This is a genomic window from Vibrio sp. 16 (assembly GCF_963681195.1).
Taxonomy (GTDB): Bacteria; Pseudomonadota; Gammaproteobacteria; order Enterobacterales; family Vibrionaceae; genus Vibrio; species Vibrio sinaloensis_D.
This window is the reverse complement of sequence record NZ_OY808997.1, coordinates 1,689,951-1,714,301: the sequence shown is the minus strand read 5'-3', so window position 1 is coordinate 1,714,301 and position 24,351 is coordinate 1,689,951. Positions and strand designations below refer to the sequence as shown.

The 24,351-nt window shown below is 45.4% G+C and carries 24 protein-coding genes; 10 read left to right on the top strand and 14 right to left on the bottom strand.

The features are described 5' to 3' along the window. Positions 1-8 precede the first annotated feature (8 nt). From corC to miaB, 4 genes are all read right to left on the bottom strand, one after another. Positions 9-908, bottom strand: coding sequence for a CNNM family magnesium/cobalt transport protein CorC (gene corC, locus U9J37_RS07700; protein ID WP_005476694.1), 900 nt, complete (start codon positions 906-908; stop codon positions 9-11). Positions 909-987: 79 nt separating this feature from the next. Next, the gene (ybeY, locus tag U9J37_RS07695) at positions 988-1,452 is read right to left on the bottom strand and encodes an rRNA maturation RNase YbeY (RefSeq protein WP_005476689.1); all 465 of its coding nucleotides are present in this window, start codon (positions 1,450-1,452) and stop codon (positions 988-990) included. Then, on the bottom strand, positions 1,452-2,558 hold the full coding sequence (locus U9J37_RS07690) for a PhoH family protein (protein WP_039626082.1): 1,107 nt from the start codon (positions 2,556-2,558) through the stop codon (positions 1,452-1,454). The genes ybeY and U9J37_RS07690 overlap by 1 nt, the downstream gene beginning before the upstream one ends. A 96-nt stretch (positions 2,559-2,654) precedes the next feature. Then, on the bottom strand, positions 2,655-4,079 hold the full coding sequence (gene miaB, locus U9J37_RS07685; RefSeq protein WP_038215519.1) for a tRNA (N6-isopentenyl adenosine(37)-C2)-methylthiotransferase MiaB: 1,425 nt from the start codon (positions 4,077-4,079) through the stop codon (positions 2,655-2,657). Between the two features lie 289 nt (positions 4,080-4,368). Here miaB and U9J37_RS07680 point away from each other — a divergent pair, with 289 nt between their 5' ends. Then, positions 4,369-5,547 carry a 2-octaprenyl-3-methyl-6-methoxy-1,4-benzoquinol hydroxylase gene (locus tag U9J37_RS07680; RefSeq protein WP_322414049.1) on the top strand — a complete coding sequence of 393 codons (1,179 nt, stop codon included), beginning with the start codon at positions 4,369-4,371 and terminating at the stop codon, positions 5,545-5,547. A 71-nt stretch (positions 5,548-5,618) separates the two neighbouring features. Here U9J37_RS07680 and crr read toward each other — a convergent pair whose 3' ends face one another. The 5 genes from crr to cysZ form a co-directional block, all read right to left on the bottom strand. Beyond that, complete coding sequence (gene crr, locus U9J37_RS07675; RefSeq protein ID WP_038139456.1) at positions 5,619-6,128, bottom strand: PTS glucose transporter subunit IIA; 510 nt, start codon at positions 6,126-6,128, stop codon at positions 5,619-5,621. Between the two features lie 105 nt (positions 6,129-6,233). After that, the gene (ptsI, locus tag U9J37_RS07670; RefSeq protein WP_038139454.1) at positions 6,234-7,958 is read right to left on the bottom strand and encodes a phosphoenolpyruvate-protein phosphotransferase PtsI; all 1,725 of its coding nucleotides are present in this window, start codon (positions 7,956-7,958) and stop codon (positions 6,234-6,236) included. A 139-nt stretch (positions 7,959-8,097) separates the two neighbouring features. Then, the gene (locus U9J37_RS07665; RefSeq protein WP_004415108.1) at positions 8,098-8,355 is read right to left on the bottom strand and encodes an HPr family phosphocarrier protein; all 258 of its coding nucleotides are present in this window, start codon (positions 8,353-8,355) and stop codon (positions 8,098-8,100) included. A 300-nt stretch (positions 8,356-8,655) separates the two neighbouring features. After that, entirely contained in the window at positions 8,656-9,624 is a 969-nt protein-coding gene (cysK, locus tag U9J37_RS07660; RefSeq protein ID WP_038190388.1) for a cysteine synthase A, read from the bottom strand. 197 nt (positions 9,625-9,821) lie between these two features. Then, on the bottom strand, positions 9,822-10,559 hold the full coding sequence (cysZ, locus tag U9J37_RS07655; RefSeq protein ID WP_039476443.1) for a sulfate transporter CysZ: 738 nt from the start codon (positions 10,557-10,559) through the stop codon (positions 9,822-9,824). A gap of 208 nt (positions 10,560-10,767) precedes the next feature. On the opposite strand from cysZ, the gene zipA reads away from it, so the two are divergent. The 4 genes from zipA to U9J37_RS07635 all read left to right on the top strand — a co-directional run bounded on the left by zipA (position 10,768) and on the right by U9J37_RS07635 (position 16,197). Continuing rightward, a complete protein-coding gene (zipA, locus tag U9J37_RS07650) occupies positions 10,768-11,643 on the top strand; it encodes a cell division protein ZipA (RefSeq protein ID WP_005474820.1) in 876 nt (291 codons plus the stop codon). 167 nt (positions 11,644-11,810) lie between these two features. After that, positions 11,811-13,820: an NAD-dependent DNA ligase LigA gene (gene ligA / locus U9J37_RS07645; RefSeq protein WP_005474818.1), complete on the top strand. Its 2,010-nt coding sequence runs from the start codon at positions 11,811-11,813 to the stop codon at positions 13,818-13,820. 493 nt (positions 13,821-14,313) lie between these two features. Then, entirely contained in the window at positions 14,314-15,750 is a 1,437-nt protein-coding gene (locus U9J37_RS07640; protein ID WP_005474812.1) for a hypothetical protein, read from the top strand. An 84-nt stretch (positions 15,751-15,834) separates the two neighbouring features. Further along, positions 15,835-16,197: a DUF2799 domain-containing protein gene (locus U9J37_RS07635; protein WP_005474713.1), complete on the top strand. Its 363-nt coding sequence runs from the start codon at positions 15,835-15,837 to the stop codon at positions 16,195-16,197. 558 nt (positions 16,198-16,755) lie between these two features. Here U9J37_RS07635 and U9J37_RS07630 read toward each other — a convergent pair. From U9J37_RS07630 to U9J37_RS07610, 5 genes are all read right to left on the bottom strand, one after another. Further along, a complete protein-coding gene (locus tag U9J37_RS07630; RefSeq protein ID WP_005474709.1) occupies positions 16,756-17,208 on the bottom strand; it encodes an NfeD family protein in 453 nt (150 codons plus the stop codon). An 8-nt stretch (positions 17,209-17,216) separates the two neighbouring features. After that, positions 17,217-18,140: an SPFH domain-containing protein gene (locus U9J37_RS07625; protein ID WP_005474731.1), complete on the bottom strand. Its 924-nt coding sequence runs from the start codon at positions 18,138-18,140 to the stop codon at positions 17,217-17,219. A 151-nt stretch (positions 18,141-18,291) separates the two neighbouring features. Next, complete coding sequence (locus tag U9J37_RS07620) at positions 18,292-19,146, bottom strand: thioredoxin family protein (RefSeq protein ID WP_005474742.1); 855 nt, start codon at positions 19,144-19,146, stop codon at positions 18,292-18,294. A gap of 306 nt (positions 19,147-19,452) precedes the next feature. Beyond that, positions 19,453-20,280 carry an SDR family oxidoreductase gene (locus tag U9J37_RS07615; RefSeq protein ID WP_043887250.1) on the bottom strand — a complete coding sequence of 276 codons (828 nt, stop codon included), beginning with the start codon at positions 20,278-20,280 and terminating at the stop codon, positions 19,453-19,455. Positions 20,281-20,324: 44 nt separating this feature from the next. Continuing rightward, positions 20,325-21,239 (bottom strand): TIGR01777 family oxidoreductase, encoded by a 915-nt coding sequence (locus U9J37_RS07610; protein WP_005474816.1) that lies wholly within the window; start codon positions 21,237-21,239, stop codon positions 20,325-20,327. A 225-nt stretch (positions 21,240-21,464) separates the two neighbouring features. On the opposite strand from U9J37_RS07610, the gene U9J37_RS07605 reads away from it, so the two are divergent. The 5 genes from U9J37_RS07605 to yfcE are packed head-to-tail and all read left to right on the top strand — an operon-like array spanning position 21,465 to position 24,329. Continuing rightward, positions 21,465-22,199: a DUF1538 domain-containing protein gene (locus tag U9J37_RS07605; RefSeq protein WP_005474822.1), complete on the top strand. Its 735-nt coding sequence runs from the start codon at positions 21,465-21,467 to the stop codon at positions 22,197-22,199. Next, positions 22,196-22,990, top strand: coding sequence for a DUF1538 domain-containing protein (locus tag U9J37_RS07600; protein WP_005474773.1), 795 nt, complete (start codon positions 22,196-22,198; stop codon positions 22,988-22,990). The genes U9J37_RS07605 and U9J37_RS07600 overlap by 4 nt, the downstream gene beginning before the upstream one ends. Then, complete coding sequence (locus U9J37_RS07595; RefSeq protein WP_005474733.1) at positions 22,980-23,330, top strand: P-II family nitrogen regulator; 351 nt, start codon at positions 22,980-22,982, stop codon at positions 23,328-23,330. The genes U9J37_RS07600 and U9J37_RS07595 overlap by 11 nt, the downstream gene beginning before the upstream one ends. Beyond that, positions 23,327-23,740 (top strand): CBS domain-containing protein, encoded by a 414-nt coding sequence (locus U9J37_RS07590; RefSeq protein WP_038139422.1) that lies wholly within the window; start codon positions 23,327-23,329, stop codon positions 23,738-23,740. The genes U9J37_RS07595 and U9J37_RS07590 overlap by 4 nt, the downstream gene beginning before the upstream one ends. Positions 23,741-23,780: 40 nt before the next feature. Beyond that, positions 23,781-24,329 carry a phosphodiesterase gene (gene yfcE, locus U9J37_RS07585; RefSeq protein WP_005474703.1) on the top strand — a complete coding sequence of 183 codons (549 nt, stop codon included), beginning with the start codon at positions 23,781-23,783 and terminating at the stop codon, positions 24,327-24,329. Positions 24,330-24,351: the final 22 nt, after the last annotated feature.

Below are 24,351 nucleotides of genomic sequence, written 5' to 3'. Positions count from 1 at the left end.
AATTAGCGTTACTCTTCGGTTGGTTCCGGAAGAGACTCTTCGTCAGGAATGGTGACTTGAAGTTGTAGCACTCGACGGTTGTCTGCAGAGGTGACTTTGAAGCTGTACTGCTCAATCTCGACCACTTCCCCACGCGAAGGAAGATGACCAAAAGCAGTCATGACCATGCCACCTACCGTATCGACTTCGTCATCGCTGAACGACGTATTGAAGGTTTCGTTGAACTCTTCAATGGTCGTGAGCGCTTTCACGGCAAACGTATGTTTGCTGAGCTTGCGAATGTCTAGTTGTTCTTCATCATCAAATTCATCTTCGATATCACCAACGATTTCTTCGAGGATATCTTCGATAGTGACAAGACCAGATACACCGCCAAACTCATCGACCACAATCGCCATATGATAGCGTTCCTCTCGGAACTCCTTGAGTAAACGATCGACACGCTTACTTTCAGGAACAACCACCGCAGGGCGGATAACTTGTTCGATATCAAACGGCGCACTTTGAGAGCCTAAATATTTAAGTAAGTCCTTCGCTAACAGAATACCTTCTACATGGTCTTTGTCTTCGCTGATGACTGGGTAGCGCGAGTGTTGCGCATCAGTAATCAGGTTAACTAGAGCGTCTAAATCGTCGCTTCGGTCAACGGTGACCATTTGCGAGCGTGGGATCATGATGTCACGCACTCGCATTTCAGAAATCTCCATCACACCTTCGAGCATATCGCGAGTGTCATGGTCGATTAGGTCATTCTCTTCAGAGTCGCGGAACACTTCCACGAGCTCTTGGCGATCTTTTGGTTCACCTTGGAAAAGTTGACCTAGGCGTCCGAAGAAGGACTTTCTACTCGGACCTTCAGATTTTTCTTTCTTACCTTCTAGAGAAGAGGGCGAATTATCTTCGTTCATTGTTTCTCATTTAAGTAACGCTATCAGAAGTGTGATAGCACACGTTCGTAACATAGAGCGATGTTGAAGTGGCGCTATGTTACTGTTTCTCAGCTAAGTATGGGTCTTCAAAGCCCATCTCTTGCATGATTTCGGTTTCGAGTGACTCCATCTCTTCGGCTTCGTCATCCTCGATATGATCATAACCTAGCAGATGCAGACTGCCATGTACAACCATATGCGCCCAGTGAGCAAGCAGAGGTTTATTTTGCTCTTGTGCTTCACGCTCGACGACTTGCTTACAAATAATCAGGTCACCCAACAGATTTATCTCAATGCCTGGTGGCACTTCGAAAGGAAAAGAGAGCACATTGGTTGGTTTATCTTTTCCACGATACTCGTGGTTAAGTTGATGGCTTTCTTCTTCGTCTACAATCCTGATCGTAAGCTCTGCATCCTGTTGAAATGGGATGATGGTCTTGTCTAGCCAGGTTTGAAAGTCCTGCTCTGTTGGGAGGCCTTCATTGCTTTCGACTGCAAATTGTAAGTCGAGTTCAATAGTCATTATTTACCTTCCGATACTTCGGCTTGAACTTGCTTCGAGAGCTCCGCTTTTGCGGTTTCTAGTAGCTTCGCTTCTCGCTCTTCACGACGCTTTTTCTCGAACTCTTTACGTTCTTTTTGGTCTTGCGCTTCCCACTTTTCGTAGGCGTTTACAATTCGTGCCACAACAGGGTGACGCACGACATCGTCAGCTTGGAAGAAGTTGAAGCTTATATCATCCACTTCACTTAATACTTCGATAGCGTGACGAAGACCTGATTTTGCGCCTCGCGGTAAATCGATCTGAGTGATGTCACCAGTAATGACCGCACGTGAGTTAAAGCCGATACGCGTTAAGAACATCTTCATCTGTTCAACAGTGGTGTTCTGGCTCTCGTCCAAGATGATAAAGGCATCGTTAAGAGTTCGACCGCGCATGTAGGCGAGCGGTGCCACTTCAATCACGTTACGTTCAATCAGTTTCTCTACTTTTTCGAAGCCTAGCATTTCAAATAAGGCGTCGTATAGTGGACGAAGGTATGGGTCTACCTTTTGGCTCAAATCACCGGGCAGGAAACCGAGTTTTTCACCCGCCTCAACCGCTGGGCGAGTCAAGAGGATTCGGCGAATTTCTTGTCGCTCTAATGCGTCAACGGCTGCTGCGACAGCAAGGTAAGTTTTACCTGTACCGGCAGGACCAATACCGAAAGAGATGTCATGAGTGACCATGTTCATCAGGTACTGACCTTGGTTCGGTGTCCGTGGCTTAATGACGCCTTTCTTTGTTTTGATGAACACTTCTTTACCGTGTTCAAACTCAGATTCGGTGTTTTGTTCTAATACGCCTGTTTCTTTGATCGCTAGATGGATTTCATCGGGTTCGATATCAGGAATATTACCGCGAACAGGCGCCGTATTGACGTAAAGCGTTTTGATGATTTCGAGTGCAGCAGCAGAAGTATGCGGTTTACCTACGATGGTAAAGAAGTTACCGCGATAGCTAATTTCAACACCGAGACGGCGCTCAAGATGTTTGATGTTGTCGTCGAATGGGCCGCAAAGACTGGCTAGGCGACGGTTATCAGAAGGTTCTAGATTAATTTCTAAAGTAACAATTTTATTGCTCAAAGTTGCCTCTCATTTATGGCAGCCCGATTGAGACCGGACTGCCAATGATCATATATACCTTATCTAAGATGGTCACTTAGAAAGGCATTTTCAAGCCTAAGGCGTAAAGGTTGCTACACCTAGCTCGTCTTCTCGCTTGGTTTTCGCCATCATTTGTGTTGGTGAAATGATGCTGCGCAGATCCATGTCTTTCTCTGTACGAACCAATTCGCCACGTAATGAGTTGGCAAACACGTCTGTGATTTTCACATCAACAAATTGACCGATGAGGTCAGCGCTGCCTTCGAAGTTAACCACGCGGTTGTTCTCTGTACGAGCGCGAAGCTCCATTAGATTCTTTTTCGATGGACCTTCGACCAGTACGCGCTGTTCGGTGCCTAACATTAGGCGAGAGTAACGCATTGCTTGTGCGTTGATGGTTTGTTGAAGCTCGTATAGGCGCTCTTTTTTCTCTTGCTCTGGCACGTCACATGGGTAGTCTGCCGCTGGCGTACCTGGACGTGGTGAGAAGATAAAGCTGAAGCTCATATCGAAATCAACGTCTTTGATTAGCTTCATTGTGTCTTGGTGATCTTTTGCCGTTTCACCTGGGAAGCCCACAATGAAGTCAGAGCTGATTTGAATATCAGGGCGCGCTTTACGTAGCTTACGAATGATCGATTTGTATTCGATGGCTGTGTGTGGACGCTTCATCATCGTAAGAATACGGTCACTACCACTTTGTACTGGTAGGTGCAGGAAGCTCACTAGCTCTGGCGTATCTTCGTAGACGGCAATGATGTCGTCAGTAAACTCAAGCGGGTGGCTAGTTGTGAAGCGAATACGATCAATACCATCAATAGACGCTACTAAGCGAAGCAGTTCAGCAAAGCTACAGATGTCACCATCATGCATAGGACCACGGTATGCGTTTACGTTTTGACCTAGTAGGTTAACTTCACGTACGCCTTGCTCTGCTAGTTGAGCAATCTCGAACAGGACGTCATCCATTGGACGGCTAACTTCTTCACCGCGAGTGTAAGGTACCACGCAGTAAGTACAGTATTTAGAACAGCCTTCCATGATAGAAACGAATGCGGTAGCCCCTTCAGCACGAGGCTCTGGCAGGCGGTCAAACTTTTCGATCTCTGGGAAAGAGATGTCCATTACAGGCGCTTCGTCTGATTGAGACTGTTTGATCATCTCAGGAAGACGGTGAAGAGTTTGGGGGCCGAAGATTACGTCGACAAACGGTGCTCGTTCACGAATGTGATCGCCTTCTTGGGTGGCAACACAACCACCAACGCCGATAACAACGCCTGGCTTTTTATCTTTAAGAGTTTTCCAACGACCTAGCTGATGGAATACCTTCTCTTGTGCTTTTTCGCGGATAGAACAGGTATTCAGTAGTAGTACGTCTGCTTCTTCTGGTTCTTCTGTAAGCTCGTAGCCATTAGCCGCGTTCATTAGATCTGCCATTTTCGATGAATCGTATTCGTTCATCTGGCAACCCCAGGTTTTAATTAGCAGTTTTTTACTCATGTTGTTCGCTCGATCGTTAGTTTAAATTAAGGGAGCAAATCGCCCAATGTTTCCAGTAAATCATCAAAACATGGTCGGTTTTGTGACTGTTTTTTAGCCGCCCTCACGGCGGTAAGCGGCGTATTGTACTGCTTTCAAAACCACCTGACTAGTGCTGGCTTGAAATCAGTTAAACCCCATATTGTACAAGGGGTTTACCCAGATAGAGGGTGAGGTTTTTAGTTACATTTTAGTAATGAAAACGTACAATGAAAAACAGTCAATGAATCAATCAATTGAAGTGCGAAATATGAGCAAGTTTGATGTTGCCGTTATCGGTGGAGGCATGGTGGGGGCCGCTATCGCTATTGGTTTTGCTAAGCAGGGCAGGCAAGTGGCCGTAGTGGAAGGTGCTGCGCCCAAGTCATTTTCTCCTGAGCAGCCGCTTGATATACGCGTCTCGGCAATTTCCGAGCATTCTGTTTCTATATTGGAGCAGCTTGGAGCGTGGGATGCGATCAAACAGATGCGCGTTTGCCCTTATCGCCGACTGGAAACGTGGGAGCACCCAGAGTGCCGAACGCGTTTCCATGCAGACTCATTAGAGATGGATCAGTTAGGGTTTATCATCGAGAATCGATTGATTCAACTTGGCCTTTGGCAGCAATTGGAGCAGTATCAGAACATTACTTTGTATTGCCCTGATAGGCTCGATGATATTGAGTTTGGTGATACGAATCGGATCAAACTGGCATCTGGCACCGAGTTGAGTGCTGATTTGACGGTGGGTGCCGATGGCGCGAACTCAAAAGTGCGTCAGCTTGCGGGTATTGGTGTGACTGCTTGGGATTATCGTCAGCATTGCATGCTCATTAATGTGGAGACGCAATTACCACAGCAAGACATTACCTGGCAGCAGTTTACTCCATCAGGTCCTCGCTCTTTTTTGCCTCTTGCTTCGTTGAAGAACGAAAGAGGTGAGACACCTCAAGGGTCGCTTGTTTGGTATGACTCACCAGGCCGGATTAAGCGCTTGGCGGCAATGTCTTTAGATAAGCTTCGTGATGAAGTACTCGCCCATTTCCCTCAAGAATTGGGGGATATTAAGGTGCTTCAATCTGGTTCATTTCCGTTAACTCGCCGTCATGCTCAATGCTACTCGGCGAATCGGTGTGTGCTGGTTGGTGATTCGGCTCATACCATCAACCCACTAGCGGGGCAGGGTGTAAACCTTGGCTTTAAAGATGTGGAAGTACTGCTTGAGGTGACGCAAGGGAAAGAGGCTTTGTCAGATGAGCTACTTCGCTTATATGAACGAAAGCGTCGTCCGGATAACTTGCTGATGCAATCTGGTATGGATTTCTTCTACAAAAGCTTTAGTAACGACATTACGCCACTAAAATTGGTTCGCAATGCGGCTTTAAAGATTGCCGAAAATGCAGGACCACTTAAAGCGCAAGTGTTAAGGTACGCTCTGGGCCTAAAGTGACTTTTGCCTGAATCACAGCCAATAAAAAACGCAGCCATGAGCTGCGTTTTTTGGTGTTTGCTAAGTGATAATTACTTAGTTACACGTAGAACTGGAGTTTCACCAACAGTTACAGAACCAGAAAGCTTGTTCAGCTCTTTGATTTCGTCCATGTTAGAGATAACAACTGGAGTAAGAGTCGATTTTGCCTTCTCTTCTAGAAGAGCTAGATCGAATTCGATGATAGTGTCGCCAGCTTTAACAGTTTGACCTTCTTCAGCGATACGCTTGAAGCCTTCGCCTTTTAGCTCAACTGTGTCGATACCGAAGTGAACGAATAGCTCAACGCCGTCGTCAGATTCGATAGAAAACGCGTGGTTAGTCTCGAAGATCTTACCGATAGTACCGTTTACAGGAGCTACCATTTTGTTACCAGCAGGTTTGATAGCAATACCATCACCAACGATTTTCTCAGCGAAAACAACATCTGGCACATCTTCGATGTTTACGATTTCACCAGATAGAGGTGCGATAATTTCGATTGCACCCGCGTCAGCGCTGTCGTCAGATACTAGCTTCTTAAGTTTGTCAAACAGACCCATTGTGTCATGCTCCTAACGTTTTTATTTAATTCTGTCGAATTATAGTATACCAATCTTACGAGATAGACGACTTTTTTTACCGTCTATCTCATTGGAATTCGTCGATTATTGAGTTTTCTCAGCGATGAATTTTTCTACAACAGCTTCGATTTCTGCCGCTGTTGGTAGAGAAAGCGCTTCTTCTGCCATCGCTTTCACTTCTGCGAAGTTAGAGTTACGGATAACTTTCTTCACTTTAGGGATAGAGATGCCGCTCATAGAGAACTCATCTAGACCCATACCTAGAAGTAGAAGCGTTGCGCGCTCGTCGCCTGCTAGCTCACCACACATACCTGTCCATTTGCCTTCCGCGTGAGATGCATCGATAACCTGCTTGATTACCGTCAGCACTGCTGGAGATAGTGGGTTGTATAGGTGAGAAATCATCTCGTTACCACGGTCTACTGCCAGCGTGTACTGAGTCAGGTCGTTAGTACCGATAGAGAAGAAGGCTACTTCTTTCGCTAGGTGGTGCGCAATTGCAGCAGCTGCTGGAGTCTCAACCATTACACCGATTTCGATGTTCTCGTCGAATGCGTGGCCTTCTGCGCGAAGTTCAGCTTTGTACTCTTCGATTGCTTTCTTCAGTTCACGGATTTCCTCAACAGAGATGATCATTGGGAACATGATGCGAAGCTTACCGTGTGCAGATGCACGTAGGATACCGCGTAGCTGGTCACGAAGAATTTCACGACGATCTAAGCTGATACGTACAGCGCGCCAGCCTAGGAATGGGTTCATCTCTTGTGGAAGATCCATGTATGGAAGATCTTTGTCACCACCGATGTCCATTGTACGGATGATTACTGATTCACCGTTCATTGCTTCTGCAACTTCTTTGTACGCTTGGTACTGCTCGTCTTCAGTAGGTAGAGCATCACGGTCCATGAATAGGAATTCAGTACGGTACAGACCAACGCCTTCGCCGCCGTTACGGATGATACCGTCACAGTCTTTTACTGTACCGATGTTACCGCAAACTTCTACACGGTGACCGTCTAGAGTTTCTGCGTGAAGATCTTTCAGCTTAGCTAGCTCTTCTTTTTCAGCAACGAATGCCGCTTTAACTGCTTTCGCTTCTTCTAGCTCTGCTTCAGATGGGTTGATAACGATCTTGTTGTTCATCGCATCAAGAATCAGCATATCGCCATTCTTAACTTGCTTAGTGATGTCGTTAGTACCAACGATAGCTGGAAGCTCAAGAGAGCGAGCCATGATTGAAGTGTGAGAAGTACGACCGCCGATGTCACAAGCAAAACCAAGAACGTAGTCTAGGTTGATCTGTGCAGTTTCAGATGGCGTTAGGTCGTAAGCCACTAGGATAACTTCTTCATTGATATCGCTTAGAGAAACAATGTTGATGCCTAGTGCGTTTTTAACAAAGCGCGTGCCGATATCGCGGATATCTGTTGCACGTTCTTTTAGGTATTCGTCGTCAAGAGACTCAAGAGCAGACGCTTGCTCTTCGATCACTGTGTGAATCGCGTGATCAGCGGTCATCTTGTCGTTTTTGATTAGTGCTAGGATTTCTTCCTCTAGCTCTTCGTCTTCAAGAAGCATGATGTGACCTTCAAAGATCGCTTCTTTTTCTTCACCGAAGGTTTCAAGTGCTTTCTGTTTAACAGTTTCTAGCTGTGCAGCAGATTTGTTGCGTGCGTCAAAGAAACGCTGAACTTCTGCTTCAACTTGATCATCAGAAATGGTGTTTGTGTTTAGGACAATTTCATCTTCTTGAAGTAGTAGTGCTTTACCAATTGCAATACCAGGAGATGCTAGGATGCCTGAAATCATAGCCTTACCTTAAGTTGGTCAACTTTAAAAACGGGAGAAATAATGGATGCGCTAACGATAATTTGTAGCTCAAATTTTGCTCTATTTCCAACAAAGCCATTTTGCTTTCACAAAATGGCTTTGAAAATAGAAGACCGGATTAGTGTAGTTGGTCCATTAGAGCAACTAGGTGGTCTACAGCTTGCTGAGCTTGTGGGCCCTCAGCTGAGATAGAAACTACTGTACCTTTAACTAGGCCTAGAGTTTGTAGTTTGAATAGGCTCTTTGCGCTAGCGCTTTTGCCGTTAGAAGTCACAGTGATGTCCGCGTCGAATGCTTTAGCTTCTTTAACGAACTGTGCAGCTGGACGAGTGTGAAGACCGTTTTCTGCAGTGATTTCTACTTGCTTCTCGTACATGTTATATACCCCAATTGATTTATATTTTGATAGTTTCTTAACCAGACTAGCTTAACCGTAAATGTCCTATTCTGCTAGGCGCACAACGTTCATTTCGTGTCAGAACTGATACTGGTTGTAAATTTTCCGTTTGTGATTTGAATCTGTGTTCAATCTCACGAACGACATAAATACGTAGTTAGCTTTTTTATTTTGAAGCTAAAAATAAAACTGCCCTGATATTACCAAAGGTGTGGCGAGGATCAACAAAAAAGCCCCTAAATGGGGCTTTTTTGGACGAAAAATTGATTTGACAACATATTACTGCTGGTTTTCTTTCTCGGTAAAGATACCTGCAAACAGTGCTGTACTTAGGTAACGTTCACCAGAGCTTGGTAGAACGGTAACAATTGTTTTTCCTTCAAATTCAGGTAGTTCCGCTAGGCGGTTCGCCGCAACGACAGCAGCGCCTGAAGAAATACCTGCAAGAATACCTTCCTCTTCCATTAGGCGTCTTGCCATAGCAATGGCTTCTTCAGAAGTCACTGCTTCAACTCGGTCAATAAGCTCTAAATCTAGGTTGCCAGGAATGAAACCTGCACCAATACCTTGGATTTTGTGAGGAGCTGGCTGGATTTCTTCGCCTGCTAGCGCCTGTGCGATAACCGGTGATTCAGCAGGTTCAACCGCAACAGAAACAATGTTTTTGCCTTTCTCGCCTTTAATAAAGCGGCTTGTTCCTGTCAATGTACCACCTGTACCTACACCTGCTACGAATACATCCACTTCACCGTCAGTCGCTTCCCAAATTTCAGGACCAGTAGTTTTCTCGTGAATCTGTGGGTTAGCTGGGTTATTGAACTGTTGTAGCAATAGGTATTTTTCTGGGTTGCTAGCTACGATTTCTTCAGCCTTAGCAATTGCGCCTTTCATACCTTTCGCAGCTTCTGTTAGTTCAAGATTAGCACCAAGTGCTTTGAGTAGCTTACGACGCTCTAAGCTCATTGATTCAGGCATAGTAAGAGTCAGTTTGTAACCACGAGCCGCTGCAACGAACGCAAGCGCAACACCGGTGTTACCACTTGTTGGCTCGACAAGTTCTACGCCTGGCTTAAGAGTGCCAGCTTTTTCCGCTTCCCAAATCATGTTTGCGCCAATACGACACTTAACGCTGAAGCTTGGGTTGCGTGCTTCAACTTTAGCCAGAACCTTACCGTTGCTGACTTTGTTCAGGCGAACAAGAGGTGTGTTGCCGATAGTTTGCGAGTTATCTTCGTAGATTTTGCTCATGATGTGATCCTTCATCTCTTTGGTGGCGCTGAACAATGAGATTCAGCAAAGCCATGTTGTTCTTTGTAATTTGACTGGGTAGAGATTAGGACAGCTGAAAAAACTAGAAAAGGATTAAAAAGTTATATGATATGAACTTGTACTGAGCAAAAAGAGAATAACGGGGCAAATGATGCGCATTCGCCCCCTTGAGTTTATTACTTTTTGAACTCTGCAACCCACATTGCGGTAGCACCACAGACGGCAACAGGCATCACAATAAGATTTAGAATAGGGATTGTCGTAAAAATACTAACCAAGGCACCAAATGAATACGCTTTGCCTTGTTTTTGTTTCAAATTGTTACGCATGTCGTTGAAGCTTATCTTGTGATTATCGAACGGGTAATCACAATACTGAATGGCCAATATCCAAGCCGTAAAAGCAAACCAAAGAAAGGGGCCAATAGTTTGACCGAGCGCAGGGATTAGCAGCAGTAAAAAAAGCCCGATTGCTTTTGGCAATACGTAGACGAGCTTTCGCCATTCACGAGCGAGGATTCTTGGTGTGTCCTTTATAGTGGAGAGCAAGCCATCCTCATTCACTTTTTGTTGAGTTAAGTGTTCTTCAACTTTTTCAGCCAGCAAGCCGTTAAACGGTGCCGCAACAAAGTTTGCGAGGGTGCTAAAGAAATAAGAGAACGTCGCCAGTATGGTGAGAACCAATAACGGCCACAATAAGTAGCTAAGCCAAGACAGAAACTCAGGAAGCTGACCAATGAGGTGTTCGATCCAAATGTCTAAATGCGAAAAAAGATAAAAAAGCGCACCGCCGACTAGAATAACATTGGCCAAAAGTGGCAGTAGCACGAACTGTCGAATGCCAGGTCGCATGGCGAGATTGAGGCCATAAAAAAAGTAACCAAATCCACTGCGTTGGTGTTGAGAGTAATCCATAGTTGAGTGTCACTTACTGTTTTAAAAACGAACGTTAGCTATCTTAACAAGAAAAAAGCGTGTTCAAAATCACAACATTCTCGGAACTTCTAACATTAAGTTGTTCTAAAACAGGGTGGAGTTTTGGTAGAGTTACTGAAGTTTAGATATAACCCAATTCAATATTGATGCCCCTAGAGCGTTTTTATTGAAGAATTGAGAGCTAAAAATGCAGGAACTGCGATTCGTACTGATAATTGTTGGAGCTTTAGCGATTGCCGCTTTATTGTTCCACGGTTTGTGGACAAGCAAAAAAGAAGGGTCGACAAAGTTTGGCAATAAGCCAATGCGTAAGCTAGATGTCGAAGGTGATGAAGAGTCTGATGCACTGCCTGAGCGAGGCTTTGCACCTGAAGATGACTTTGAAATTATCCGCAAGGAACGCAAAGAGCCTGAGTTCGCGCCAGAACCTGTGTTGGCTGACCCATTGATTGATAGCTATCAAGACGAAGTGGATACGACACCCCAAACCCGTCACCTCGATGAAGTAGAGTTGGACGTTCCTTCTATTTCTACTCAATCACTTGATGAGGTTGAAGAGAGCGTTGAACCAGTGACGAATGTTGAGCCTGAGGTCGAATCGACGTCTAGCCCCGCAGCGCCAGAGCCCCAAAGCGAACCAGAAATGGAAGTGATTGTACTGAACGTTCACTGTGCTGGTGATGAACCATTTATCGGAACCAAACTTTTTGACAGCATGCAGCAAAATGGGTTGCTTTACGGAGAGATGGATATCTTCCATCGTCATTCTGATTTGTCAGGTACCGGAAAAGTGCTATTCAGTGTCGCCAATATGATGCAGCCTGGAACGCTGAAGCATGATGATCCCGCTGAGTTTACGACCAAAGGTATCTCTTTCTTTATGACGCTACCTTGTTACGGTGAGCCAGATCAGAACTTCAAGTTGATGCTGAAAACAGCGCAACAGATTGCTGATGATTTAGGTGCCAATGTGCTTGATGATGCCCGTAACCTAATGACACCTAATCGTATCGATGGATACAAAGCGCAAATTCAGAAGTTTAAATCGGCAACCACTGCTTAGAATACCTATTTTCTTTCTGTAAAGGCTCCGATTCGGGGCCTTTATTATTTCTGGCGTGCTCAAGATGATTGATAACTTTAGCACGCCTCGCCATACTAGATGGTCAAACATTTCACCGCTTTGCAATGCGGTACATGATTCCAACCTATTTATAATCAGAGTTAGTTATGTCGCAACAGATTCAAGAAAAACTCAATCAGTTACGTGAGAGCCTGCATTATCACGGTATTAAGTACTACGTCGAGGATGCTCCGGAAATCCCCGACGCGGAATACGACCGTTTGATGAGAGAGTTGATTGAGCTAGAAGCGCAAAACCCTAATCTGATCTCAGTTGATTCTCCAAGTCAGCGAGTGGGGGGAGCTCCGTTGGACGGTTTTACCCCTGTGGCTCACGAAATCCCGATGCTGTCTCTCGATAATGCTTTTGATGATGATGAATTGAACGCTTTCCACAAGCGTATGCTGGACCGCGTAGCGGGCAGCTCGGTTGAGGCATTTTGTTGTGAGCCTAAACTTGATGGTCTTGCGGTGAGCTTACTCTATGAAAATGGCGTTTTGGTCCAAGCGGCGACTCGAGGTGATGGCGCAACAGGTGAAAACATCACAGAAAACGTGCGAACCATTAAAGCGATTCCTTTGAAATTATGTGGTGAAGGGTGGCCAGCGCGTATTGAAGTGCGTGGTGAAGTTTTTATGCCTAAGGCGGGGTTTGAAAAGCTAAACGAACACGCTCTGAAAAAAGGTGAAAAAGTGTTTGTGAACCCGCGTAACGCCGCTGCGGGCAGTTTACGTCAGCTCGATTCCAGAATTACTGCGAAACGACCGCTTAGCTTTTATGCGTACAGTGTGGGCGTTGTTGAAGGCGCGGCATTGTCCGAAAGTCACTATGAGCGTTTTTTGCAGTTGAAATCTTGGGGGCTACCAATGTGTCCTGAAACTCGTCAGGTTGAGAGTTTGGATGATGTTAAAGCTTACTACAAAGACATATTGCAGCGTCGTGACCAACTCGCCTACGAAATTGACGGCGTGGTTATCAAAGTAGATTCGATTGAACTTCAAGAGCGCCTTGGCTTTGTTGCGAGAGCGCCTCGCTGGGCCATTGCGTATAAATTTCCTGCGCAAGAAGAAATTACTCTACTGAACGATGTCGAATTTCAAGTCGGCCGTACAGGCGCAATAACACCAGTGGCGAAACTGGAGCCAGTGTTTGTAGGTGGTGTGACGGTAAGTAATGCCACGCTGCACAATGCGGATGAAATTGCTCGCCTAGGCGTGAAAATTGGAGACAGTGTCGTCATACGCCGAGCGGGTGACGTTATCCCACAGATAGTTTCTGTTGTTGCTGAGCGTCGTCCTGATGACGCGAGAGAGATTGTGTTTCCTTCGCAGTGCCCAGTGTGTAATTCGCAAGTAGAGCGCGTTGAGGGTGAGGCTGTTGCACGATGCTCGGGTGGTCTTGTCTGCCAGGCGCAACGCAAAGAAGCGTTGAAGCATTTTGTTTCGCGAAAAGCGTTGGACGTTGATGGACTAGGGGTCAAGGTCATTGAGCAGTTGGTAGACCGAGAGATGGTCGAGACACCTGCTGATTTATTCAAGCTCTCGGCGGGCATTATCACTGTACTTGACCGTATGGGGCCGAAGTCTGCACAGAATGTGGTTGATGCCCTAGCAAAAGCGAAACAGACCACATTGGCACGCTTTTTATACTCGCTGGGTATTCGTGAAGTTGGTGAAGCGACGGCTGCAAACTTGGCGCTGCACTTTAAAACGCTCGACGCGATCAAAGCGGCAAGTCATGAGCAGTTGATTGCGGTTCCTGATATTGGCGATATTGTGGCGAGTCACATCACGGCCTTTTTTGCCCAAGATAACAACCAGAGTGTTATTGACGATCTAATTGCACAGGGAATATGTTGGCCTGATATTGAAGAGAAAGGCGAGGATGTTCCTCAGCCTCTCGCTGGAAAAACAGTAGTATTAACAGGTAGTCTTTCTCAGTTGTCTCGAAATGATGCCAAAGCGGCTCTACAAAATTTAGGAGCAAAAGTGACTGGCAGTGTGTCGAAAAAAACAGACATTCTTTTCGCAGGCGAAAATGCAGGCTCAAAGCTGTCGAAGGCTCAAGAATTGGGCGTGGAAATTCGAACGGAACAGGACCTTATTGACCTGTTATAAATATGAAAAATGACGTGAAAGCCACCATTTGGTGGCTTTTTTTTGTCTTGAAATAACTAGCGTTTTAGCCCTTTAAAAATGAGATTTATCGTCAGTGATCATCTTCAAATAAAATTAAATTCGAGCTTCTAACTTAATAAAGTGCGATGCACTTCAATATGATTTTAGTTATTTTTATTTTTAATTCATTGTATTTAAAGTGTTTTTTGTTTTATTGGGTCTCTCGTTCTGTTTAATGGAGATCACGATCACTAAGGCTATAAAAATTTGTAGCGGGTCATATTTTTTTAGATGAAAAGAAAGTTCTCATTGATGTTTTGCTTCGCGAAGTTAGTCTAAGTGCATGGATACACAGTGTGTATGCAGGAAATAGAAAATCAAAGATTAAGGTTAATTTGCGGTTTTCAACATAGGAAATGAGTTCTCCCTTCGGCGGCCAACTTAAGGTGAGAAAAAAGAAAAAACAGCTATATCCATTTTTAGGAGTTTTTCCATGGACAAAATGTTTAAAGTATCTGCAATTACAGCAGCACTAGTAGGAGCAATCGCAGCGGCTCCAGCTATGGCTAACCAAGATAACTTGGGTCCAGATTACGCAGGTGCGGTTTCAGAATTTTTCGGTGAGTCAGCAATTAGCGGTAACGTGAACTTCTTCATGCGTGATCGTGTTCGCGGCAATGTTGACGCAAATGGTTCTGATACTAAGAAAACAGCTAACTTAGACCACGGTTCTGTGTTTGCAAACCTTGGTTTTAATTCTGGTTACGTTGCTGACACTGTGGGTGCAGACTTTGTTATCTACAGCACGTTCGATATGTGGCAAAACGCGAGCCCAGACCACGAAATGAACTTCTGGGACGTAAGCAGCCCTTACGGTGACGGTAAAGTGGGTGACTGTAAGAAACTTGCGGAAGACCCTGACAACCCTGGTCAAGTAACAAACAACAACTCTAAGTGGAACTCTAACTGTAACAGCAACGGTGTATCGTTCGCGACTGCAGCCGCGAAATTCAAGTTTGGTGATACGGCTACCGCTAAGCTAGGTTACTTCCAACCTTCTGTACCAAGTTCTCTAGGCGTTAACTGGTCCTTTGCTCCTGGTACATACCTAGGTGGTGAAGTGGGCGCGAAAGTTGGTGGTTTCGACCTTGGTCTAGTTGTTGCTGAAGAGTACAAAGCTCCTTGGTTCAAGCGTACTTACACTTTCCAAACGACTGATGGCGAAGATGCAGGTGCATTATACTCTCTAGGTGGTCGTTACACGTTCGATAACGATATCCTTGTTGATGTTGGTTACGGTGCATTGACTGGTGGTGAGCGTAAGAACTTCCACGTTAAAGTTAAAGGCACTACTGATGGCGGCGTTTACTGGTCTCCACAACTTTACATCGTAGACGATGAAGAGCAGTACGATAGCACTGCATTCCAGTTAGCGATGCTGACCTCTTTCGCTTCAGGCCAATACTCTTACCGTGCGGAAGCAACGTACACGTCAGCTGAGTCTAATGTTGATGGCGCATCAGGCAACATGGCTTACCGTCTAACAAGCGCTTACGGTGGCTCAAACGGTGCATACGACATCTGGTGGAACAACCGTTCTGACTTTAACCACGACGGCGAATTCGCAGGTTTCCTATCTGCATCTCGTGACTTCTCTGATATCGGCGGTAAAGGCTTTAGCGCAGGTGTAAGTGGTGCATTCGGTTTCGGTGCAGAAGCTGAAGGCTACAAAGACCTTAAAGAGTACGCGTACAGCTTCTTTGCGAACTATGCAATCCAAGCTGGTGCTCTGAAAGATGCGAACATCTCGTTCTACTACACTGAGTACTTCAATGATACAGATGCTCCAAACTGGACTGGTTACACTAACTTGTTCCAAGACGAGACTGATTTCAAACTTATGCTAACTATTCCTTTCGCAGTTAAGTAATAAGTATCTGAACCAGTAATCTAATCTACTGTCTAAAAGCTGAGCGTAATGCTCAGCTTTTTTCGTTTCAATCTGGAGGCTAAAATGACAAAAATATGGTTTGTTCCCTTTGTACTTATCGCATTACAAGCATGTACTAGCCAACCAAAAACAGCTGCAGAGTATTGGTATGGTCAGGGCGAACGTTTCGGTTCTCGGGGGTTCCAATATGATAATGATGTGCTCGCTGATTTAAAGGAAAAAGTCTCTTTCGATCAAGTGGCTTATGAAAGCGGATATAAGGCGGGCAAAGAAATCTATTGTGACCCTTTTAAAGCCTTTGAAAAAGGGATTACAGGAACGCGTTACACGAATCAGTGTGACGGGCAACCTCAAGAAGTAATGATTAAAGCTGAGTGGCAAAGAGGGTGGGGCGCTTTCTTGGGGGCGGACTTTTACAAGTTTTAACCAACCTAGGCTACGAAGCCAACATAGGATTTAGCTTCGTAGCGTTTCCAGCGTGTTAATTGGACTCTCCTCCATATGCTTTACATAACTCACGTGGAAGATGTTTGACGCTTCCGTCGCTAAACGTGCAATCAATGCCTGCACCAAAGACATGCCCGGCATTTTGAGATGCGTGAGATAGAACCGGACTTATTGCTAATATTGCAGCGAACAAAATTGATACGAATTTCATAACAGACCTCTAGTCAATTAGTTTAGTAGAGCAAGGTTCGTCAATAAGTATGGTGAGAATTCAGTTAAGATCAAAAATAATTGAAAAATTCAATTTTTTCGACAATAAATAACCTAGTAGCTCTGCTGCGAATTGCGCTCTAAGTTTATGAAATAATCTGTTTGGAAAGGGTAGATGGTATTCTGTCTTTCTAATTGGTGGAAAATATAGCGTACTTAATTTGTGCTGATTTCGTTGTAAGTTTTTCTTAGTAGAGTAAAAAAGAAAAAAGCGAGGCATTTGCCGCGCTTTTTACGTTGCTTTTTACGTTTAGTGTGTTTAAAAGCTCAATTTTTTTGCTTAATAGTAAGCACGATTCCGTCTACATCGGTAACTACAACTTGGGTGCCTGCTTGCAGAGGGGTCTCTGATCTGGCAGTCCAAGTCGTATCTCCTAGCTTGATTCGACCTTTCCCTGAAGGAAAGTCTTCACTGAGTGTAACGACTTCACCGATTAGCTGCTTTTCTTTTTGGTTGAGTTGGCGTCGGGAATCACTGCGTTTGTCCTGTGATAACTGCCTACGCCACCATAACCAAGTCGTGATTAAAGAGAAAGCGCCGAATGAGGTCCATTGAAGTTGCCAACTCATCGGCACAACCGTTAAAACAGCACCAACAATTAATGCTGACAAACCCAGCCAGAGGAAATATCCTGCGGTACCGAGCAGTTCAACTGCGAGAAGTGCTAGACCAAATGCCAACCAGTGCCAATGATTAATTGAATCAAGTAACTCGAACAAAATCGCCTCTACTTATCTTGTTTAGACTGATGCTTGAACATCTCCGCAATACCGGCCACTGAGCCCATCAAACCGGATGCTTCAAGAGGAAGCATGATGATCTTACCATTTTCAGCTTGCCCAATGGATTTAAGTGCATCGGTATAGCCCTGTGCGATAAAGTAGTTCACTGCTTGCATATCACCTTTTGAAATTGCCTCAGAAACCATCGCGGTTGCTTTCGCTTCTGCTTCTGCAGCGCGTTCACGAGCTTCTGCTTGAAGTATAGCGGCTTGCTTATCCCCTTCCGCTTTTAATATCTCGGACTGTTTGTGGCCTTCCGCTTTAAGGATTTCAGCTTGTCGAACGCCTTCAGCTTCCAAAATATCAGCACGCTTATTACGCTCTGCTTTCATTTGTGCATTCATCGCAGCAGTGAGGTCTGCTGGGGGCTGAACATCTTTGATTTCAATTCGAGTCACTTTCACGCCCCATGGGTTTGTCGCATCGTCAACAATGGTCAATAAGCGACTGTTTATGAGGTCACGCTGGCTGAGCATTTCATCAAGCTCCATAGAGCCCAATACGGTACGAATGTTAGTTAGTGTTAAGTTTCGGATGGCATGTTCTAAGTCATTAACTTCATAGGCCGCTTTTGGCGCGTCAATGACTTGAACAAAACACACGGCGTCGATGGTCACGTTCGCGTTGTCCTTTGAAATGACCTCTTGTGCTGGAATATCGAGAACCCGCTCCATCATATTGACCTTATGACCAATCCCATCGATGAAGGGGATAATCATATTGAGGCCGGGACGAAGTGTATGCGTATAGCGCCCGAAGCGTTCCACTGTCCAATGGTTGCCCTGAGGGACCGTTTTCACGGCAGCAATGATGAGTGCAATGATAACGAAGAGCAGTACACCGATGGTAATCAACGAATCAATAGCCATTTTGAGTTCCTTATATCAGTATCTATGTCGATTGTTGCCTATTTAACCACTTGAAACAATGACAGAAATGAGAACTAAAGCTAAGTTTCGATAGAATAAAAGCCGGATAAACCGGCTTTAACTGCATGATTTAGAAGGTGCTAATGGACGACTAGTAAAGAATGGAGTAGAGCTGTCGGCGGTATTTCCCCGCAATTGGGTTACCTTGCCCAAGTGCCGCCAGAATATCCATAAATGATTTTTTGACTTCACCGTCGAGCGCGTTGAGGTTAGTCTTTAGGTAACTCCAAAGTAACTCTAGCGCCTCTTCATCACGGTTCACTTGATGGTACGCGAGTGCTAATTTGTTTGCGATGTCTGCGTCCTCAGGCGCTTGACTAAGAGACGCTTCTAACGATTGGATCTCTGGGCTATTCGCCGCTTGAGCATGCAGCTCTAGTTTAGCGATGAGGCCTTTGTAGAAATTGTCTTGATACTCAAGTGGGATGTGCTCAAGTAGCGCTTTCGCTTGGTCAAATTTCTGGGTTTCTAGATAACAACTGGCTAACGCGAGTTTCACGTCACCTTTTTGTTTAACGGTGTCATCTAAACCTTCTAGCAAAGGTAAAGCTTGTGCGTGGTCACCAGCTTGGATGAGTTCACTTGCTTGCTTTAAGATCATTTCATCTTGACTAGGTAGGTGCTTGGTAAGCATCTCTTTAATGGTTTCGATAGCTTGAGGGCCGCCCATGCCATCAACGGCTTGGCCATTAACGAACAGTGCGATGGTTGGAATGGCTTGAACGCCAAACTGGCTCGCTATCACTTGCTCTTGTTCGCAGTTAAGCAACGCGAGTGTAAAGGCACCGTTGTATTGCTGTGCAAGCATCTGCAGATCAGGGATCACTTGAGCACTCTCTTGGCTCATTGGTGCCCAGAAATGCACCAGTACGGGAGTTTGCATTGAGCCTTCAAGCACTTGGCGGAAGTTCTGTTCATTAAGCTCGACAATAAAAGGTGATTGCATGTAAAGAGTCCTTGCACTTTGTTCGTACAAAGAAAGATATGGGCACAGCAGAGAGACTTCAAGGTAAGGGGCTGAATAATACAAAAACACCGCCAATTTGGCGGTGTTTTTGCGACTAAATTGCAAGCGAAGGTGTTTATAGAACGATAAACAGAGTTAGCGCAACACCCACACCGATCCAGTTGAGTTGGTTAAGTGTCATGTTATTTTACCGAATGTAACGCTTTAATTATGTGGAAGAGCAATCTTCAGTGACTAAGATAACGTCCAATTATTACGATAAAATTACATCGACTCGTTATTTTTTTATGCTGCTCGTCGCAATATCTGATCGAGCACTCGGGTTGGTAGTAGACGCTTTAACAAGGCGAAGACTTTTGTCGGTGTCGTAACGCGATAGCGTATCTTGGGTGTTGATGCTTCCAGGGCATGAATGAGCGGAGCAACACAAGATTCGGCTGGCAGCACGAATGCGTTGTTGGACGATTCGTTTTCAAGCCTTTGCAATTGAGATTGATATTCTGCTTTATGACAACTGTTTTCGGTATCTACCCATTTAAGAAAGGCATTCTTCGCATTGGCTCTGAATTGAGTTTCAATTGGCCCCGGTTCTATCAGACTAATATGAATATCTGTCTCACAAAGCTCTAATCTCAAGGTATCGGTCCAACCTTCTAAAGCAAACTTGGAGGCATTGTAAGCGCCACGATATTTCATGGCTGCAAACCCTAGAACAGAACTATTTTGTACAATGCGTCCGTGACCTTTTTTACGCATGATAGGTAATACTTGGGTTACCAACTCATGCCAACCAAAGAAATTCGTTTCAAACTGAGTTCTTAGCGCTTGCGTGGGTAAATCTTCAAGGGCTCCCGGTTGCCCATATGCGCCATTGTTAAATAGAGCGTCTAGCTTGCCGCCTGTTATCGCTAACGCCGCTTGCAGACCATTAGAGATGCTCTCGCTGTCGGATAGGTCGAGTTGTACACAATGGAGTCCTTCCTCTTTTAGCCGTTGTACATCTTTTAGCTGTCGGCATGACGCAATCACTTGGTATCCACGTTGATGTAATGCGTGAGCACAAACGTACCCGATTCCAGTCGAACAACCGGTGATTAAAATGGTCTTCATCAGTTTCTCTTACTCTACTTATCCTTGATCTTGGATAGAGTAAAAGATTAGTCATGATGTTGTAACAAGTTTTTTAACGCGGGTTCAATTCGTGAGTAACTGAAGCGAAAGCCGAGTTCTGTCAGATTTTTGGGTTTTGCCCTAAGGCTATCAAACAGAAGCGTTGAGCTTTCTCCCATCGCTAGCTTGAGCACCCATTTCGGCGTAAACAAAAAATGAGGGCGCTTTAACGACTTGGCAAGCGTTTTACTAAACTGGGCGTTGGTGACAGGGTGAGGGGCACAGAGGTTGAACTCTCCGTCTGCGTGTTCTGTTTTCAGCAAATAGACGATGGCTCTCACCATGTCTAACATGTGTATCCACGGCATGTACTGCTTGCCACTACCAATAGGGCCACCTAATCCGCACTTGTAAGGCAGCAGCATTTTGTTTAACGCCCCACCTTCAGGTGCCAGTACGATCCCAGTGCGTAAGATACACACTCGGGTTGACTCGGAGCGAGCACGGTTTGCGATGGTCTCCCATTTGGCGCATACGTGATGCGGAAAACTGTCATTATGGACATGCAACGCTTCATCAAACGGATGCTCCTGTTGATCGCCGTAGTAGCCGACCGCAGAGCCGCTGATAAACACTGATGGTGGAGATGTACTCGCGTGAATGAGATCAACGATTTTTTCGGTTAACGTCCAACGGCTATCACAAATCTCTTGCTTCTGTTTTTTACTCCAACGCTTATCGGCAATCGGTTCTCCAGCAAGGTTAATGACGGCATCAAACTCATTTAAATCGTGGTACGCATCGAGGCTCGATATGTAAGAGACATTTCCCATATCAGCGAAATAGACAATGGATTTTGCAGTTTGTGGGGAGCGAGTGAGTAACACTACGTCGTGCGTGGTGAAGTGTTTAAGTAACTCTTTGCCAATAAAACCTGTACCACCGGTTAGTAGTATTTTCATCCATCTCTCCTTTTCCTCCTATGCTGACCAATAGGAACGCGATTTATTACTAATGCTAATAATTATAGCGAGTTAGCACAAAATAGGATCACCAATTGATGCGGCACAACGATTATCACAAAATTAACATTTTGTTACGTTTATTGATTTCCGCGTAATGTAAGTCACACCAAAGCACGGTTTCATTTGCCATCATTGATGAAAGATTCGGGATAGGGATTCACGATGGAAGCAATGACAGCGCTCATTAAAGCGTTTCTTGGAAGTTTGAGGGATTTACTTCCCATAATTGCAGTGATTGCTTTTTTTCAGCTATTGGTTCTTCAAGAGCCGTTGCCAAACTTGTTGTCTATTTTGGTTGGGCTGCTGTTGGTTGTTTCAGGTTTGACGCTATTTATATTTGGCCTTGAGATGGGATTGTTTCCAATTGGTGAGTCCATGGCTCAGTCGTTCGCTCGTAAGGGCAGCGTTTTTTGGCTTATGCTGTTCGCCTTTTGCCTTGGCTTTGGCACAACTGTCGCAGAGCCCGCATTGACAGCGGTCGCCGATGAAGCGGCTGAAGTTGCCGCAGAAGGCGGAATGATAGAGCACAGCTCCAATGCGATGGAGCAGTATGCAGACGGCTTGCGATTTACTGTGGCTTTGTCCGTGGGTTTCGCGATCATGCTCGGCGTACTTCGCATCTTAAAAGGTTGGTCGATTCAATACATGATCATCGGCGGCTACATTGGTGTCGTTATTCTCACCATGTTTGCGCCAGAAAGTATTATCGGAGTGGCATATGACTCAGGGGGCGTCACGACATCGACCATTACAGTCCCTTTGGTGACGGCATTGGGAGTAGGGCTTGCCTCTGCAATCAAAGGGCGTAATCCCATGATTGACGGCTTTGGCTTGATTGCGTTTGCCTCCCTGTTACCGATGATGTTTGTCATGATCTATGGAATGGTGATCGCATGATAGATGTTTCCCAGTTTATCGACACCTTCATCGGTACGGTTCGCGATGTATTCCCGATCGCTACCATCATCTTTGGCTTTCAATTTGTGGTTTTACGCAAGCCCGTCAACAACCTCGCCAAAGTGCTTTTGGGCTTTCTCTATGTGATTCTGGGTTTGTCTCTGTTTCTGATTGGGCTTGAGATGGCACTGTTTCCACTTGGCGAAACTATGGCAGTGCAGCTGACAGCGCCCGAATTTTTGTCTCAGTTTAAGATATCAGAGAGTAGCGGCGTTAGTTGGCCTGACTATTACTGGGTCTACTTGTTTGCCTTTTGCATAGGTTTTAGTACCACGATTGCCGAGCCGTCACTTATTGCTGTCGCCATCAAGGCGAATCAAGTGTCTGGTGGGGCGATTAGTGTTAATGGCTTGCGGATCGCGGTGGCGCTTGGCGTGGCCATCGGGATTTCTCTTGGCAGTTATCGTATTGTCGCGGGGGATCCTATCCATTACTACATAATTGCTGGCTACATCGTGGTTGTGATTCAAACCTTTTATGCTCCCAAATTTATCGTGCCGCTGGCTTATGATTCTGGCGGCGTCACAACGTCCACTGTCACGGTTCCTTTAGTTGCCGCTCTTGGGTTGGGGTTGGCATCGACGGTTCCGGGGCGAAGTCCTATGATTGATGGCTTTGGCTTGATTGCCTTTGCAAGCCTTTTTCCAATGATTTCCGTGATGGGCTATGCCCAGTTAACTCGTCGACTGGATCAAAAGTCGGTGAAAGAGGAGAGCGATGATGCGCTTTAAATTGATTCTAGCTTTTGTTGAAGACAGTAAAACCGACAAGGTCTTGGATGCGGCGAGAGATGCCGGAGCGACGGGAGCAACGGTGATTAATAATGCCAGAGGAGAGGGGTTGAATAAGAAGCGCACCTTCTTTGGTTTAACGCTAGAAGTGCAAAGAGATGTGTTGCTGTTTGTGGTCGAAGAGCATTTGTCTCGGCATATTCTTGAAACAATCAACGATGTGGGGGAGTTCGATCAGGAGTCGGGGCAAGGTATTGCAGTCCAGATTGATATAGAAGACGCGGTCGGTGTCGCACATCAAGTCGAGCAATTAACAAAAGTGGTTGAGGATGAGTTATGAGTAGTCATGAGAAGATCCGAGTTAGAGACGTAATGGCAAACAATTATGTCATGATTGACGGCCTCAGGACGGTAAGTGAAGGCATTGATTTAGCCAGAGAACATCGGGTTAAGGCGCTGGTGGTCAATAAGCGAAATGATGACGATGAATATGGTTTGGTATTGATGAACGACATTGCGAAAAAAGTATTGGCAAAGAACCGTTCACCGGAAAGAACCAATCTATACGAAATCATGACAAAGCCTGCGCTCAGCGTCTCTCCGGACATGAATGTGAAGTATTGTGCAAGGCTGTTTGAGCGATTTGGCATTAGCCGCGCGCCTGTGATTGATAACGGTGAAGTCATCGGCATGGTCAGCTACAACAACATTGTGATTAACGGCATGGCTAGGATGACGGAGAACCGCTAATTACGTACAATGCCCTCATTATTTTTGAGGAGACTGTGTTGTGAAGCTGTTTTTTGCCTCTGATTTGCATGGCTGTTTGCCTGCAACTGATAAGATGTTAGCGGAGTTTGAACGTTCTGGTGCACAAACTTTGGTTCTGTTGGGTGATGTATTGAATCATGGCCCAAGGAACCCTGTTCCAGAAGGGTACAATCCACCACAAGTTGCTGAGCGATTAAACCAGTATGCAGATCGTATTATCGCTGTGCGCGGCAACTGTGATAGCGAAGTGGATCAAATGCTACTCTCGTTTCCGATGATGATGGACTATGCATGGGTGCTTCTCGAGTCGGGGCAACGCCTGTTTCTGACTCATGGACATCTTTATAACGCCGCTAAACGCCCAGCATTGCGCAGTGGTGATGCAATCGTCCATGGCCATAGCCACGTTCCTGTTGCGATGCGAGATGGCGAGCAATTTATCTTTAATCCAGGTTCAGTGACGTTTCCTCGTGAAGGATATGTCGCGAGCTTTGGGGTGTTGGAGAACGATACGCTCTCTGTTGTCGCTTTTGGCGGAGAAAAAATCGCGTCGGTATCGTTGCGCTGATGTTGATTAAGGCAGCGTTGGG

Excerpts from the sequence above, each read along its gene's own strand:
- corC (WP_005476694.1), bottom strand. The coding sequence starts at position 908 with ATGAACGAAGATAATTCGCCCTCTTCTCTAGAAGGTAAGAAAGAAAAA.
- ybeY (WP_005476689.1), bottom strand. The coding sequence starts at position 1,452 with ATGACTATTGAACTCGACTTACAATTTGCAGTCGAAAGCAATGAAGGC.
- miaB (WP_038215519.1), bottom strand. The coding sequence starts at position 4,079 with ATGAGTAAAAAACTGCTAATTAAAACCTGGGGTTGCCAGATGAACGAA.
- U9J37_RS07680 (WP_322414049.1), top strand. The coding sequence starts at position 4,369 with ATGAGCAAGTTTGATGTTGCCGTTATCGGTGGAGGCATGGTGGGGGCC.
- crr (WP_038139456.1), bottom strand. The coding sequence starts at position 6,128 with ATGGGTCTGTTTGACAAACTTAAGAAGCTAGTATCTGACGACAGCGCT.
- ptsI (WP_038139454.1), bottom strand. The coding sequence starts at position 7,958 with ATGATTTCAGGCATCCTAGCATCTCCTGGTATTGCAATTGGTAAAGCA.
- U9J37_RS07665 (WP_004415108.1), bottom strand. The coding sequence starts at position 8,355 with ATGTACGAGAAGCAAGTAGAAATCACTGCAGAAAACGGTCTTCACACT.
- cysK (WP_038190388.1), bottom strand. The coding sequence starts at position 9,624 with ATGAGCAAAATCTACGAAGATAACTCGCAAACTATCGGCAACACACCT.
- cysZ (WP_039476443.1), bottom strand. The coding sequence starts at position 10,559 with ATGGATTACTCTCAACACCAACGCAGTGGATTTGGTTACTTTTTTTAT.
- zipA (WP_005474820.1), top strand. The coding sequence starts at position 10,768 with ATGCAGGAACTGCGATTCGTACTGATAATTGTTGGAGCTTTAGCGATT.
- ligA (WP_005474818.1), top strand. The coding sequence starts at position 11,811 with ATGTCGCAACAGATTCAAGAAAAACTCAATCAGTTACGTGAGAGCCTG.
- U9J37_RS07640 (WP_005474812.1), top strand. The coding sequence starts at position 14,314 with ATGGACAAAATGTTTAAAGTATCTGCAATTACAGCAGCACTAGTAGGA.
- U9J37_RS07635 (WP_005474713.1), top strand. The coding sequence starts at position 15,835 with ATGACAAAAATATGGTTTGTTCCCTTTGTACTTATCGCATTACAAGCA.
- U9J37_RS07625 (WP_005474731.1), bottom strand. The coding sequence starts at position 18,140 with ATGGCTATTGATTCGTTGATTACCATCGGTGTACTGCTCTTCGTTATC.
- U9J37_RS07620 (WP_005474742.1), bottom strand. The coding sequence starts at position 19,146 with ATGCAATCACCTTTTATTGTCGAGCTTAATGAACAGAACTTCCGCCAA.
- U9J37_RS07610 (WP_005474816.1), bottom strand. The coding sequence starts at position 21,239 with ATGAAAATACTACTAACCGGTGGTACAGGTTTTATTGGCAAAGAGTTA.
- U9J37_RS07605 (WP_005474822.1), top strand. The coding sequence starts at position 21,465 with ATGGAAGCAATGACAGCGCTCATTAAAGCGTTTCTTGGAAGTTTGAGG.
- U9J37_RS07600 (WP_005474773.1), top strand. The coding sequence starts at position 22,196 with ATGATAGATGTTTCCCAGTTTATCGACACCTTCATCGGTACGGTTCGC.
- U9J37_RS07595 (WP_005474733.1), top strand. The coding sequence starts at position 22,980 with ATGCGCTTTAAATTGATTCTAGCTTTTGTTGAAGACAGTAAAACCGAC.
- U9J37_RS07590 (WP_038139422.1), top strand. The coding sequence starts at position 23,327 with ATGAGTAGTCATGAGAAGATCCGAGTTAGAGACGTAATGGCAAACAAT.